General features: G+C 61.9%; 11 protein-coding genes. All 11 read left to right on the top strand.

Annotated elements, in window-relative coordinates; translation table 11 throughout:
* The first annotated feature begins 34 nt into the window (after positions 1-34).
* The 11 genes from tssC (at position 35) to vasI (ending at position 14,098) form a co-directional block, all read left to right on the top strand.
* Complete coding sequence (tssC, locus tag RVM24_RS15505) at positions 35-1,516, top strand: type VI secretion system contractile sheath large subunit (protein WP_058090747.1); 1,482 nt, start codon at positions 35-37, stop codon at positions 1,514-1,516.
* Between the two features lie 3 nt (positions 1,517-1,519).
* Positions 1,520-1,957 (top strand): type VI secretion system baseplate subunit TssE, encoded by a 438-nt coding sequence (tssE, locus tag RVM24_RS15500; protein ID WP_431474330.1) that lies wholly within the window; start codon positions 1,520-1,522, stop codon positions 1,955-1,957.
* Positions 1,958-2,287: 330 nt separating this feature from the next.
* Positions 2,288-4,060, top strand: a complete 1,773-nt coding sequence (tssF, locus tag RVM24_RS15495; RefSeq protein WP_431474329.1) for a type VI secretion system baseplate subunit TssF — start codon at positions 2,288-2,290, stop codon at positions 4,058-4,060.
* Positions 4,024-5,040: a type VI secretion system baseplate subunit TssG gene (gene tssG, locus RVM24_RS15490; protein WP_072676012.1), complete on the top strand. Its 1,017-nt coding sequence runs from the start codon at positions 4,024-4,026 to the stop codon at positions 5,038-5,040. Before tssF ends, tssG begins: the two co-directional genes overlap by 37 nt.
* A gap of 17 nt (positions 5,041-5,057) precedes the next feature.
* Entirely contained in the window at positions 5,058-6,392 is a 1,335-nt protein-coding gene (gene tagH / locus RVM24_RS15485) for a type VI secretion system-associated FHA domain protein TagH (RefSeq protein ID WP_431474328.1), read from the top strand.
* Complete coding sequence (gene tssJ, locus RVM24_RS15480) at positions 6,389-6,922, top strand: type VI secretion system lipoprotein TssJ (RefSeq protein ID WP_058090742.1); 534 nt, start codon at positions 6,389-6,391, stop codon at positions 6,920-6,922. The genes tagH and tssJ overlap by 4 nt, the downstream gene beginning before the upstream one ends.
* Positions 6,922-8,256, top strand: a complete 1,335-nt coding sequence (gene tssK / locus RVM24_RS15475; protein ID WP_058090741.1) for a type VI secretion system baseplate subunit TssK — start codon at positions 6,922-6,924, stop codon at positions 8,254-8,256. Before tssJ ends, tssK begins: the two co-directional genes overlap by 1 nt.
* A gap of 3 nt (positions 8,257-8,259) precedes the next feature.
* Entirely contained in the window at positions 8,260-9,081 is an 822-nt protein-coding gene (gene icmH, locus RVM24_RS15470) for a type IVB secretion system protein IcmH/DotU (protein ID WP_058090740.1), read from the top strand.
* Positions 9,047-11,725 (top strand): type VI secretion system ATPase TssH, encoded by a 2,679-nt coding sequence (gene tssH, locus RVM24_RS15465; protein WP_431474327.1) that lies wholly within the window; start codon positions 9,047-9,049, stop codon positions 11,723-11,725. The genes icmH and tssH overlap by 35 nt, the downstream gene beginning before the upstream one ends.
* 169 nt (positions 11,726-11,894) lie before the next feature.
* Positions 11,895-13,460, top strand: a complete 1,566-nt coding sequence (locus RVM24_RS15460) for a sigma-54 interaction domain-containing protein (protein WP_058090738.1) — start codon at positions 11,895-11,897, stop codon at positions 13,458-13,460.
* The gene (gene vasI / locus RVM24_RS15455) at positions 13,457-14,098 is read left to right on the top strand and encodes a type VI secretion system-associated protein VasI (protein ID WP_230715138.1); all 642 of its coding nucleotides are present in this window, start codon (positions 13,457-13,459) and stop codon (positions 14,096-14,098) included. The genes RVM24_RS15460 and vasI overlap by 4 nt, the downstream gene beginning before the upstream one ends.
* The last annotated feature ends 4 nt before the right edge of the window (positions 14,099-14,102 follow it).

Genomic DNA, 14,102 nt, shown 5'->3' with positions numbered 1-14,102 from the left:
ACCGATTATCAATCACGTACTGAAGGGATGTGGTATGTCTGATACTGCTGTGCAGCAATCTGCTGCCTCCGAATCCGTAGCAGAAGGGTCCTTGCTGGACCAGGTCATGGCCAATAGCCGTATGGCGCCGGCCGACGAAGGTTACGATGTTGCCCGTAAAGGGGTAGCGACGTTTATCGCCAACCTGCTGAAAAGCGACGAAAAAGGCCAGCCGGTCAACAAGGCCCTGGTGGACCAGATGGTGGTCGAGCTGGACCGCAAGATCAGTGCCCAGATGGATGAAATCCTGCACGCCCCCAAGTTGCAGGAGTTGGAATCGTCCTGGCGCGGCCTGAAACTGATGGTTGACCGCACTGAATTCCGCGAGAACATCAAAGTCGACATCCTGCACGCCACCAAGCAGGAGTTGCTGGAAGACTTCGAGTTTGCACCGGATGTTACCCAGACCGGCTTCTACAAGCACATCTATGCCGCAGAATACGGCCAGTTCGGTGGTGAGCCGGTGGGTGCCATTGTCGGCAACTACGCCTTCAGTCCATCAACGCCAGACATGAAGCTGCTGCAGTACGTGTCCTCTGTAGGCGCCATGTCCCACGCGCCGTTCCTGTCCTCGGTGGCGCCGTCGTTCTTTGGTGTCGACAGCTACCAGGAACTGCCGGCTATCAAGGAGCTCAGTGCCGTCTTCGAAGGCCCGAAATACGCCAAGTGGCGCTCCCTGCGGGAATCGGAAGACGCCCGTTACCTGGGCCTGACCGCACCGCGCTTCCTGCTACGCGTGCCCTATGACCCAACCGAGAACCCGGTGCGCAGCTTCAACTACAAAGAAGAAGTCTCCGGCGACCACGAGCACTACCTATGGGGCAACACCGCCTATCTTTTGGCTACCCGCCTGACCGAGAGCTTCGCCAAGTACCGCTGGTGCCCGAACATCATCGGCCCGCAAAGCGGTGGTGCCGTGGAAGACCTGCCGGTGCACACCTTTGAGTCCTTCGGCCAGCTGGAAGCCAAGATTCCCACCGAAGTGCTGATCACCGACCGCCGGGAATACGAACTGGCGGAAGAAGGCTTCATCGCCCTGACCATGCGCAAGGGCAGCGACAACGCCGCGTTCTTCTCCGCCAACTCGGTGCAGAAGCCCAAGCAGTTCCCGAACACCAAAGAAGGCAAGGAAGCGGAAACCAACTACAAGTTGGGTACCCAGCTGCCTTACATGATGATCGTGAACCGCCTGGCCCACTACATCAAAGTGCTGCAGCGCGAACAGATCGGCTCCTGGAAAGAACGCCAGGATCTGGAGCGGGAACTGAACACCTGGATTCGCCAGTACGTGGCCGACCAGGAAAACCCGCCCGCCGAAGTCCGCAGCCGCCGCCCGTTGCGTGCCGCCAAGGTGGAAGTGTCGGAAGTGGAAGGCGATCCGGGCTGGTACCAGGTCTCCCTGGCCGTGCGCCCGCACTTCAAGTACATGGGTGCCAACTTCGAACTCTCGCTGGTTGGCCGCCTGGACAAGGATTAATCCATGTTCGGCGCCACTGGCACTGACGGCGTTCGCAGTACTGGCAGCCTGTTTGAACGGCTCGAACAGGCCGCCGCCCCTGCGGGGCAGGGCATGGGTGAAGTGACCCATGTGGTGGAATCCATCAAGCGCCACCTGGTGCGCCTGCTGAATGCCCACCCGGGCAACAGCGCCAGCGTACCAGACCTGGGATTGCTGGATTTCAACGATGCCACCCTGGGTACTCAGGATTTGAGTATCCAGATTCGCGGGGCGATTCGTCAGTGCATCGAGAAGTTTGAGCCGCGGGTCAAGCGGGTGGATGTGGTGGCGTTGCCGCCGGGCCCGGACCCGCTGCAGTTGAAGTTTCAGGTGACCGTTTACCTGCAGGTAGCCGGTGCTGATGACCGGACGACCATTGATCTGGTCCTCGATGATAAGCGCTATTACCGGGTGCTGTAAGACTTGGTGGGGACTTGGACTTTGGGCGGACACTGGAGTTGGGAGGGGGCGGGGATGCTTTTCTTCTGGGAAAAAACAACTCGCTTCGCTCAGACATCTTTTTTCCCGGCAGAAAAGCATCCCCACCCCCTCCGTCAAACCTGAGTGTTTGCGGTCCGGAATTTTCGAAGGCAGGTATGAGAGTCAGGGTGAGGGTGGTCCTTCCAAAAGTGTGCGGAGCCAGGGATGGCGGAGCCCAAGCGTCCCATGGACGGGCTTGAAGCGTCTTTTGGAAGGACCACCCTCATCCTGGCTCGGAGCCCGACAAAAAGCAGTCAAGGTGCAGTAAAGATGAAGTTGAACAGGTTCTACAGGGATGAGTTGAGCTTTCTGCGGTTGCAAGGCAGGGAATTTGCCGAGGCACATCCGCAGCTTACCCGCTTTTTGTCCGAACAAAGCACCGACCCGGATGTGGAACGGCTGCTCGAAGGCTTTGCCTTCCTGACCGGCAAATTGCGGGAAAAGGTTGAGGACGAGTTTCCAGAGCTGACCCATTCCCTGCTGAACATGCTCTGGCCCAACTACCTGCGGCCAGTACCCAGCTGCACCATCATGCGTTTCGACCCGCAACTGCACGCCATCAGCGAGCGGCAAACCGTTGAGCGCCATACCGAAATCAAGAGCCGACCCCTGGGCGAAGCCAGCCGCCAGACCCAGTGCCGGTTCCGTACCTGCCGGGCGGTCGATATCTTCCCGGTCAGCGTGGCCGATGCCCACGCCGAGCATTCCCGGGAAGTGTCTTCGGTCACCGTCGACCTGGGACTGCACACAGACCAGCCGTTGAATGCCCTGGGCCTGGACAGCCTGCGGTTCTATCTGGGCGGCGATAACCACACCGCCGAAACCCTGTACCTGTGGCTGAACCACTACCTCACCCGCATGGAACTGGTGGTGGGCGACAATGTATACAACCTGCCGTCGTCGCTGTTGCAGCCGGTGGGTTTTGCCGCCGACGAGGCGATTTTGCCGTATCCGAAGAACGCCTACGCCGGGTACCGCATCATTCAGGAATACCTGAGCTTTCCCGAGGCCTTCCGGTTTATCGATATCACCGGCCTCAAGTCCCGGTTGCCGGCGGTGCAGGCCGATGAGATCAGCCTGCGTTTTCATTTCAGCCGGATTCTACCGCCCGATGTTCGGGTCACCCGGGACTCCCTGCAGTTGTACTGCACCCCGGCGGTCAACCTGTTCAGCCACGAAGGCGAGCCGGTAGATCTGAACGGCCGGCAGACCGAGTACCGTATTTCCCCGTCCAGCCGCTGTCCGGAGCACTTTGAAGTGTTCAGCATCGAACAGGTTGAAGGCTGGCTTGAAGGGCGTTCCGGCCGGGGGGAACCTCGGCTGTACACCGCGTTCGAGAGTTTCCAGCACGAGGTGGAGCGGGACCGTGGCCGCACGGCGCTGTATTACCGGGTGCGGACCCGTGAAAGCGTGCGCGGTGATGGCTTTGATCACTACATCTCGTTTGTCCGGGGCGACGAGTCCGAATGCATGAACCGCCAGGAAGCGGTGTCGCTGACGCTGACCTGCACCAACCGGCAACTGCCCCAGCAGCTGGCCGTGGGTGAGATCTGCATGGCCACCGAGACCACCCCGGCGTTTGCCTCGTTCAGCAACATTACCCGGCCCACGGCCACGCTGCGGCCAACGCTGGACGGCAGCCTGTTGTGGACGCTGATTTCCAATCTGTCCCTGAACTACCTGTCCATGCTGGATGTGGATGCCCTGCGCACCGTGCTGCGGGTATACGACTTTCGAGCGCTGGTCGACCGACAGGCCGAGCGGGTGTCCCAGAAACGGTTGGCGGGCATCAGTGAGATCACCACTCAGCCGGTGGACCGCATGGTTCGTGGCTTGCCGGTGCGTGGCATTCGTTCGGTGCTGAAGCTGGATCAGCAGAATTTCGGCAGCGAAGGGGATCTGTACCTGTTCGGAACGGTACTGAGCCAGTTTTTTGCGCTTTACGCGAGTATCAATGCCTTTCACCAGCTGGAAGTGGTGAATACAGACAATCAGGAACGGTACACATGGACGTTACAGCAAGGTCAGCAGCCGCTGATGTAGCCGGGCTGGAACCTGTCCTCGGCAACGCGCGGCGTTACAGTTTTTTCCAGTTGGTGGATCTGATTCACCGGCACCATGGCGACGATCTGGAAAGCTCCGGCAGCGGCGAGCCCCGCCAGGAGCGTATCCGGTTTTCGGCCTCGGCCGGCCTGGGCTTTCCGGGTAGCGATGTGGTCTCGGCCCTGTCACCGGAACACGAGCACGCGCCTTACCAGATGGAAGTGAGCTTTCTCGGCCTGCACGGCTCCCAGTCGCCGTTGCCGGGCTACTACCTGGAGGACCTGGCCTGGGAAGCAGGCCAGAACCTGGGAGTGCGCCGTCACTTTCTGGACTTTTTCAACCACCGGTTGGTCACCCTGTTCCACCGGGCCTGGCGCAAGTACCGGTACTACGTGCGGTTTCAGCCCGGCGCCAGCGACGGGTTTTCCGAGCTGGTGTTTTCCCTGGTCGGTCTGGGTGACAGCCGCTTGCGGGAAGCCACACCGGTCAACTGGTCCAAGATGCTGGCCTACGCCGGCCAGATGGCGGGCCGCAGCCGGTCGCCGGAAGTGGTCAGTGGCATTGTCGCACACTGTTTCGACCTGGAAGACGTCAGCATCGAGCAGTGGGTGTTGCGCAAGGTGGCCATCGGGCAAGACCAGCAAACGCGGTTGGGCCAGGCCAATGCCAGCCTGGGCCAGGACACCCTGGTTGGCTCCAGCATCCGGGATCGCAGCGGCAAGTTCATCCTGCGCCTGCGCAACCTGAGCCGGCAGCGCTTTGCGGATTTCCTGCCCAACGGCCGGGACCATGAGCGCCTGGTGAAGCTGGTGGAATTCACCACCCGGGAGCAGCTGGCCTACGACCTGGAGCTGCAAATGCGGCCCAAGGATATCCGGCCCATGCAGCTGGGTGAGGATGTGCGCCTGGGCTGGAATTCCTTTGTGACACCGGACCGGGCCCGTGAACGCCCGGCGGTGCGCATCCAGATACGACGATAAGGCAAGGAGCCAGACAGGTGTCAAACCGGACAGCAGCATTAACCCTGGTGATCATCAACCCGACCGAAACCGGCGGTGGTGCCAGCATTGAACACAGTTTTGGTACCGGTGGCGGGTCGATTGGCACGGCGGCCAACGACACCTGGCGGTTGTCGCCCCATCGCACCGGCGCCGTAGCCGGCCATGCCGAGGTTCGCTTCCTGGATGGTGGCTTCTGCCTGATTGACCGCAGTGGCCGCACTTACATCAACAGCAGCAGCCAGCCTGTGGGCCGGGGCCGCAGGGCGCGGCTGAATCATGGTGACACCCTCACCATCGGCCGTTACCGGATGCGGGCAGAGCTGAACGGTGACGCGGTTGACCGCTCAGAGCTGGAAGAAGGCTCTGGGCAGGACCGGCAGCTGGTGGATGTGGAGGAAGATTCACTGTTGCGGGCAGAAACCGGTCAGAGGCTGCCGGATGGCCGGGAACCCCTCGTGGGACTGCACACGCCGGCCGGTGAGCCGGTCAGCGACGACCCGCTGGCGCCCTGGCAGGAAACGGCCGGTCAGCCTGCGGAAGAAGCTCCCGAGCTGTTGGCGAGTGACCAGTCCTGGTTTGCCCGCTCGGCCGAGGTCAGCGATGAATACCGGGAAAACCGGGATGTGGCCATGGGCCTGCCAATGAACCGTAACGCCCGCAAGCACGGGCACGACACACAGGAGCGACAGGGAATGTCAGAGTTCAGGGAACACAGCCGGGAAGCCAAAGACACCAGCCGGCAACACATCAGCGGTGCCCCCCTGATGCGAGGTATGGAAGCCGACATCGATTTTGCCGACAGCGATGAAATGCGGTTGTTCCTGGAGGAAGCCGGCCAGACCCTGAAAGCCACGGTCGAAGGCCTGCTGGCCCTGCATCAGGGTGAGGATTCGCGGCACCGGGCCCTGCGCACCCGCCTGCAGCCGATTGAAGACAACCCGTTGCGCCTGGGTGACGACTACACCGGCACCATGCAGACCCTGTTTGCAGCCGAGCGCAGCCCGGTGCACCTGTCTGCTCCGGCAGCGGTTCGGGAAAGCCTGGAGAGCCTGAACCATCACCAGCAAGCCACCCGCGAAGCCATCCGGGAAGCCCTGGAAGCCATTCTTTATGCCTTCTCACCGGAGGCCCTGTTGCGCCGGTTCCACGGTTACCGCCGTGGCCTGCAAGACAACGAAGACGAAGGCCGTTGGGCCTGGAACATGTACCAACACTATTACCAGGAACTCAGATCCAGTCGTCAGCAGGGATTTGAACGCCTCTTCCAGGAGGTGTTCGACCAGGCCTACGACCAACACTTGCGCCAATTACAGAGGGAGAGCCTTTCATGAAGTACTGCAAATGGAGCTTGCTGGCTATTGTCATGCTGATGGTGGGGTGCAGCACCCCCTACAACGCGGTAACCAAAACCGCCAAGGTGTTGTGGGACCCCGATATTCCCGTGGGCTATCCGGAAGAGCTGCCCAGCAAGGTGGCGCTGACCATGCTGGCAGAGCCGGATGTGAACCCCAACGAATCCCTGGCGCCCACGCCGATCGCCTATCAGATCATCGAGCTGCGGGACAGCTCCCTGCTGATGGCCGGCGACTTTGATCAACTGTTGAACGACCTGGAAAAGTCCCTGGGCCGAAACTACGTGGACCACAGCGATTACACCCTGGTGCCGGGCCAGTTCAAGTACGTGGCACCGTTCGAGATCAGCAAGGACACCCGGTTTATCGGCGTTATCGCCTTCTATGCTTACCCGAACCTGTCCCAGTGGAAAAAAGTCATCCGGGTGGATCCGGTGGGCGACACCTACCACCTGCTGGTCAACCTGCGTGAGCGGGAAGTTCAACTCAGACGTTCGGAAGATACCTGATGGCAGCTACCAATCGAGTCGTCTGGAGTGACGGGCTGTTTATCAAGCCCCAGCACTTCCAGCAGCAGCAACGATATCTGGAACACCAGATCAACGAGCGGGCGCTGGCGGTCTCGGACTACCTGTATGGCTTCAGTGACCTGGAGCTGAACGCCGAGTACCTGAGCTTTGGCCGGGTTGGCCTGGTGCGGGCTTCCGGACTGTTTCCGGATGGTACCCGGTTCAATCTGCCCCAGGACGATGTGATGCCGGAGCCCCTGGAAATCACCGATGCCTCGGTGGCCAATCAGGTGGTGTATCTGGCGCTGCCCCTGGGCAGCGATACCCTGGCGGAAGTGGAGTGGCCGGATGCCCCGGTAGCAGGGCGTTTTCGTGCCCAGACCGTGGAAATCCGGGATCTGCATTCCATTGATGGCGACGCCCACAGCATCGATGTGGGCCGGGTTGCGCCGCGCCTGATGCTGGAGCGGGACGATCGCAGTGCCTATGCCTCGGTGGCCATCGGCCGGATCCTGGAAAAACGCCCGGATGGCAGCCTGGTGATGGACCCCAACTTCCTGCCCACCATGCTCAGCGTCCGTTCAGCCCCGCGCTTGCAGCGGTTCGTCGGCGAAATGGCTGGCTTGATGCAGGAGCGGGCCCGCAACATCGCCGAGCGCGTAGGTGCGCCAGGGCAGGGCGGTGTGGCGGATGTGTCTGACTTCATGCTGCTGCAGATGCTGAACCGGGCGCACCCGAAATTCATGCACCTGGCCCGGCTGCGCCAGCTGCATCCCGAGCGCCTGTACGAGGCTCTGCTTGAGCTGTGTGGCGAGTTGGTGACCTTTACCGACGAAAGCCGGCTGCCCAAGGAATTCACCCCCTATGACCACGACCTGCCGGAAGCCTGCTTCAGCCCGCTGATGCAAGTGCTGCGACAGGCCCTGAGCACCGTGCTGGAACCGAGAGCCCTGTCGATCACGCTGCAGCAGCGCCAGTACGGGCTGACGGTGGCACCGGTGCAGGATGGACAGATCATCAAGGATGCCGAATTCATCCTGGCGGTGAAGGCCGACATGCCGCTGGACGACCTGCGCAAGCAGTTCACCCAGCAGTGCAAAGTGGCGTCTGTGGAGAAAATTCGCGACCTCATCAGCCTGCAGCTGCCGGGTATTCCGTTGTCGGCTCTGCCGGTGGCGCCGCGCCAACTGCCGTACCACGCCGGCTTTGTCTACTTCCGGCTGGACGAGCAGAGCCAAGCCTGGCAAATGCTCGACAACGCCAGTGGCTTTGCCTTCCACGTGGCCGGCAGCTTCCCCGGGCTGGAAATGCAATTCTGGGCAATCAGGAGCTAAACCATGGCAGATGCACCGGTAATGGACAGACCAGACAACACCAGGGATTCGGGTGACAGTGCATTCAGTGACCTTCTGTTTGCGGACGCCGGCAACAGTGGCTCCCGAACCGAATTCGACAACGCCGGCTTCCAGCTGCGAGGGCTGGAAGAGAACCGCCTGATCGACGCCGCCACGCCACTGCTGGGCCTGGTGATCCGGGTCCGCCGGCTGGCGGATTTCCGGGACGTGGAAAACCTGTACCAGCAAGTGGTCGACGAAGTGGCGGCCATTGACCGGGAGCTGATCGAGCAGGGCTATGAGCGCCCGACGGTGGTGGCCTATCGCTACGTGCTCTGCGCCTTCATTGATGAAGCGGTGCTGGGCACCGATTGGGGCGCCCATAGTGTGTGGTCCCAGCACTCCCTGCTGTCCCGCTTCCACAATGAAACCTGGGGTGGGGAAAAGGTGTTCGCCATCCTCGCTCGCATGGAAAAGGAGCCAGCCCGCTACCGCGATATGCTGGGCTTCATCTACCTGTGCCTGTGCCTGGGTTTTGAAGGCCGTTACAAGGTCATGGAGAACGGCCGGGATGAGTACGACCGGATTGTTCGCGGCCTCTATGAGCAACTCCGTGAACTCCGTGCCGACCGGGACCCGCAGCCGCTGGCCGACGCCACGGAGAACGTAGCTCCGGCCCGCAACCGGCTGCGCAGCGGCCTGCCCCTGTGGGGTATTGGCGGCCTGTTTATTGCCGCCATGGCGGGCATTTACCACTTGTACAACGTCGCGCTGAACGAACGCATCAGGGATGTGCTCAGCGTACTGGACCAACTACCGAAATAAGGATATCACTGTGATTCGGGTAGAACTGCCGGCGCTGATCGGGCGCCTTAACGACATTTCACGCCAGGCCCTGGAAGCCTCCGCCGCCCTGTGCATCAGCCGCCAGGGCGCCGAGATTACCCCGGCCCATTTGCTGTTCAAACTGCTGGAAACGCCGTTCTCTGACGTACGCCAGATTCTGGAACACACCGGTATCAATCATCAGCAACTGCAGCCATTGGTGGGCGACAGCCTGAACGGCGAGCCGCAGACCGCCGAGCCTTATCCCTCGTTCTCGCCTTTGCTGGTGGAACTGATGCAGGACGCCTGGCTGTTGGCCTCCACCGAACTGGGCCACACCGAACTGCGTTCCGGCGCCGTGTTTCTGGCCCTGCTGATGAACGCCGACCGCTACCTGATGCCCCGGGTGGCCCAGACCCTGGTAGACATCAACCGGGAACAGCTGCGCAAACAATTCGACCGCCTCACGGACGGTTCCGTCGAACGCCCGCAGCTGACGGAAAACGGCTCTGCCAAGCCTGTGGCGGATACCGACATGGACCCGCTCAAGCGTTACGCCACCGACTTCACCAAGCTGGCCCGGGAAGAAAAGCTGGACCCGGTGGTGTGCCGGGATGCCGAAATCGACCAGATGATCGACATCCTCTGCCGCCGCCGCAAGAACAACCCGATTGTGGTGGGTGATGCCGGCGTGGGCAAAAGCGCTCTGGTGGAAGGTTTGGCCCTGCGCATCGTCAACGGTGACGTACCGGACCGCCTGAAAACCGTTGAACTCTGGACCCTGGACATGGGCGCCCTGCAGGCCGGTGCCTCGGTCAAAGGCGAATTCGAGAAGCGCCTGAAGGGCGTGATCGAAGCCGTTAAAGGTTCTGTTACGCCAATCATCCTGTTCATCGACGAAGCCCACACCCTGATCGGTGCCGGCAACAGCGAAGGCGGCTCCGACGCCGCCAACCTGTTGAAGCCAGCGCTGGCCCGGGGCGAGCTGCGCACCATCGCCGCCACCACCTGGCGCGAATACAAGAAATACTTCGAGAAAGACCCGGCCTTGAGCCGCCGCTTCCAGCCGGTCGCCCTGGACGAGCCGACCCCGGGCGAAGCCGTCCACATACTCCGGGGCCTGCGTACTGTCTACGAAAAAGCCCATCAGGTACTGGTCGCCGACAGCGCCCTGAAAGCCGCCTCGGAAATGTCTGCCCGTTACCTCGCCGGCCGCCAATTACCGGACAAAGCCATCGACGTACTGGACACCGCCTGCGCCAGGGTCAGCCTGAACCTGAGCACACCTCCGCGCCGTCTCAGCCACGTGCGCAGCGAGTTGCACCAACTGGCCATGGAACAGGACCTGCTGAGCCGGGAACATACCCTGGGCCAGAGCGTTGACGCCGAGCGGGAACAGGAACTTGAACAACGCATCGCCGACCTGACCGCCGAAGCCGAAGCCCTGGAGCAAAGCTGGAACGACCAGCGCGACCTGGTGGCCCGGCTGGTCGACATCCGCGAACAGCTGTTGCTGGGTGATGTCGAAGCCGAAATCGCCGCTGTTGAGTTGGCCGAGAGCGATCACGAAGAACGCCCGGACCTGAAAAGCGAAGCCGCCGCCATCGAACAGGAACTGGCCGAGCTGCAAGCTGATGAACCCCTGGTCCATGCCCGCGTCGACGCTCGCCAGGTCGCCGAAGTCATCGCCGACTGGACCGGCATTCCTGTCAATCGCATGACCACCGACGAACTGGAGAAAATCACCCACTTGCCGGCGTACCTGCAGGCCCACATCAAAGGCCAGGACACCGCCATCGACTGCCTGCACCAGCACCTGCTCACCGCCCGCGCCGACCTGCGCCGCCCCGGCCGCCCCATGGGCGCCTTCCTGCTGGTGGGCCCGAGTGGTGTTGGTAAAACCGAAACCGTGGTGCAACTGGCCGAACTGCTTTACGGCGGCCGCCAGTTCCTCACCACCATCAACATGTCCGAATACCAGGAGAAGCACACCGTCTCCCGCCTGATCGGCTCACCCCCAGGCTATGTGGGCTTTGGCGAAGGCGGCATCCTCACCGAAGCCATCCGCCAGAAGCCCTATTCCGTGGTCCTGCTCGACGAAGTCGAAAAAGCCCACCCGGAAGTCCTAAACCTGTTCTACCAGGCCTTTGACAAAGGCGAGCTGGCGGACGGCGAAGGCCGGTTGATCGACTGCAAAAACGTCGTCTTCTTCCTCACCTCCAACCTCGGCTACCAGACCATCGCCAACCACGCCGAAGCACCGGAAAAGATCGAAGAAGCCCTGTACCCGGAACTGGCCAACTTCTTCAAGCCGGCATTGCTGGCGCGAATGGAAGTGGTGCCCTACCTGCCGCTGGGTGAAGACACCCTCAACCGCATCGTCGGCGACAAACTCCAGCGCCTGGCCGACCAGATCAAAGCCCGTTACCACACCGACGTGGAACTGGAAAACGGCCTGGTAGAAGCCATCCGCAGCCGCGCCACCCGCAGTGAAAACGGTGCAAGGATGCTGGAGTCGATCATCGAAGGCGAACTATTGCCACCGGTGTCCCTGGCGCTGCTGGAAAAACTGGCGGCAAGGGAGCCGGTGACCAAGGTCACCTTGGGTGTCGAAGAAAGCCGGTTCACAGGAACAGTCGCGTAGGCTGACTTAGAAGGAGCGCACCGTGGGGGATAGCTTTCCAAAACCCTGCGGAGCCATGGATGGCGGAGCGGAGCGTACAAGGATGTATTCACAGCGTGTTTTGGAAAGCTATCCCCCACGGTGTGCGGGCGGCGATCTCCATAAAGAAGGAACGATAGCAATGGGACGGATGCAGAAGGAACTGCACACCGGCATAGATCTGGCGGTGGCACTCATCAAACAGGACACCCTGCCTGCGTTGCTGAACACCGCCACCAGCCAGCTCCAAAAAGCCTTCGGCCTCACCAAATGCTGGGCCCTCGAACTCGACCTCAGCGGCCGAACCCTCCACTGTGGCCAACTAGGCGACACCAGTGAATTCGACTGCAGCGACTTCAGCCACCCGTTTGCCCATGTACTGCAAACCGGCCAGCCCAGAGAGCTTACCCGCGCCGCCAGCTACCGCCTGGACCACCCCGGCTTCCAGACCCTGTTCGACGCCAGCGACCGCCCCAGAAGCCTCTGGCTTGAACCCCTCGCCGGCGAAGACGGCCGCACCCTCGGCATCCTCGTTCTTTGCAGCGACCATCCAGACTGGCAAGGCATCGTCGGCCAGCCCCTGTACGCCGGCATCAAACAACTGCTGGTGCATCAGTGGATCAGCCAACTGCAAACCCGCGACCAGGTCTGGCAGCGGCGCATGCTTAAACGCTCCCTGGACCACCTGCACGACGCCGAAACCCTGCGCCAGCGCTGTGAAAAACTGGCCCACACCCTGGTCGGCAACTCCGAAGCCATGGTGAACCTCCGGGCCCAAGTGGTGCGTGCCGCCGGCAGTCAGCTGTCCGTGCTGATCCAGGGCGAAACCGGCTGCGGCAAAGACGTGGTCGCCCGGGGCATCCACGACATGTCCGACCGGGCGAATGGTCCGCTGGTGGTGGTCAACTGCGCTGCCATCCCGGACACCCTGCTGGAAAGCGAACTGTTCGGCCATACCAAAGGCGCCTTCTCCGGCGCCGACCAGTCCAAAGAGGGCCTTCTGGCCCAGGCCAATGGCGGCACCCTGTTCCTGGATGAAATCGGTGACATGCCCATGGCCCTGCAGTCCAAACTGCTGCGGGTACTGGAAAGCCGCCAGTTCCGCCCCCTGGGCGCCCGGGATGAACAGCACTCCGACTTCCGGCTGGTGGCGGCTACCCATCAGCCCCTGCAGGAAGGCATCGAAGACGGCCGCTTTCGGCGTGACCTGTTCTATCGCCTCAGCCAGTTCCCATTGCGGGTTATTCCGCTGCGCGAACGCACGGAAGACCTGGAAGCCCTGAGCCGGCATTTCATTCGCCTGTACACCGAACGCGAAGGCAGTGGCCCATTGGGTATCAGCAGCCACGCGCTGCACACGCTGGCTGGTTACAACTTTCCCGGCAACGTGCGGGAACTGCGCAACATCGTGGAATTGGCTTGCCTGCAAACGCCCGCCGGCGATGACATCCAGCCGGAAGTGTTACGCCTGGATGACCTGTTTGCCGATCCAGGCCCGGCCATGGATGCCAGCGTTGAACCGAAAGCCATGGTGGGGGTTCCGGTGGCGGATGACATCCGCGACCTGAAAGCCGCCGCCCAGGCCTTCGAGGCCGCCATTATCCGTGAACGACTGCGCCAGTACGGCGGCAACCGTGCCCAGGCTGCTGAAAGCCTGGGCCTGCCCAAACGTACCCTGGCCCATAAATGTCTGAAGTATCAGGTAACTGACGTATGACCCTGAAAGACCGAATCCAACCCGGGTTGCTCGGCCTGGCCATGGTGCTGGCCAGCACCGTCACGCTGGCCGACACCCGCCTGGCGGAAGCCGAGGCCTGCACGGCCGAAGCCAACCGGCTCGACCGGCTGGCCTGTTTTGATGAGGTGTTTGCCACCCCACTGGCCCGTTACGAGCAGGGTCGGCGGGTGCAGGAGGTCAACCAGTCCGAACGCTGGCGCCGGGCCTTTGCCCAGGCCAGTGGTGAAGATGCGTCCGGGGTGACCTATCGGGATACCGGTGCGGCTGCTGGCCACCTGGTCACTGTCTCTGCATTAGGGGTTCAACCGCCACGACCGGTGCTGGCGCTGCAGTGCCACAACAACATCACCGAATTGACCGTCATGCTGCCGGAACCTATCAACCGGGAGCGGGTGGAGGTGGCATTGGGGCCCGAGCGAGCCTACTGGCGGGTACGGGATGACGGCCTGGTGGTCAGTGCCGGCCGCGGCTTGCCGGCAATCCGTATAGTGCAGCAAATCGTCGGGCAGCCGGACGCTCGCATTCACGCCGAAGCCCAGGAGCTGGATGGTTTGCTGTTTGATCTTTCCGGTTATGCAGAAGCGATCCGGCCACTACGTCAGGCCTGTGGCTGGTAAGGGG

It is taken from the genome of Marinobacter sp. KM021, assembly GCF_050707965.1.
Taxonomy (GTDB): domain Bacteria; phylum Pseudomonadota; class Gammaproteobacteria; order Pseudomonadales; family Oleiphilaceae; genus Marinobacter; species Marinobacter shengliensis.
This window is presented reverse-complemented; position numbering and strand designations above follow the sequence as displayed.

Excerpts from the sequence above, each read along its gene's own strand:
- tssC (WP_058090747.1), top strand. The coding sequence starts at position 35 with ATGTCTGATACTGCTGTGCAGCAATCTGCTGCCTCCGAATCCGTAGCA.
- tssE (WP_431474330.1), top strand. The coding sequence starts at position 1,520 with ATGTTCGGCGCCACTGGCACTGACGGCGTTCGCAGTACTGGCAGCCTG.
- tssF (WP_431474329.1), top strand. The coding sequence starts at position 2,288 with ATGAAGTTGAACAGGTTCTACAGGGATGAGTTGAGCTTTCTGCGGTTG.
- tssG (WP_072676012.1), top strand. The coding sequence starts at position 4,024 with ATGGACGTTACAGCAAGGTCAGCAGCCGCTGATGTAGCCGGGCTGGAA.
- tssJ (WP_058090742.1), top strand. The coding sequence starts at position 6,389 with ATGAAGTACTGCAAATGGAGCTTGCTGGCTATTGTCATGCTGATGGTG.
- tssK (WP_058090741.1), top strand. The coding sequence starts at position 6,922 with ATGGCAGCTACCAATCGAGTCGTCTGGAGTGACGGGCTGTTTATCAAG.
- icmH (WP_058090740.1), top strand. The coding sequence starts at position 8,260 with ATGGCAGATGCACCGGTAATGGACAGACCAGACAACACCAGGGATTCG.
- tssH (WP_431474327.1), top strand. The coding sequence starts at position 9,047 with ATGTGCTCAGCGTACTGGACCAACTACCGAAATAAGGATATCACTGTG.
- RVM24_RS15460 (WP_058090738.1), top strand. The coding sequence starts at position 11,895 with ATGCAGAAGGAACTGCACACCGGCATAGATCTGGCGGTGGCACTCATC.
- vasI (WP_230715138.1), top strand. The coding sequence starts at position 13,457 with ATGACCCTGAAAGACCGAATCCAACCCGGGTTGCTCGGCCTGGCCATG.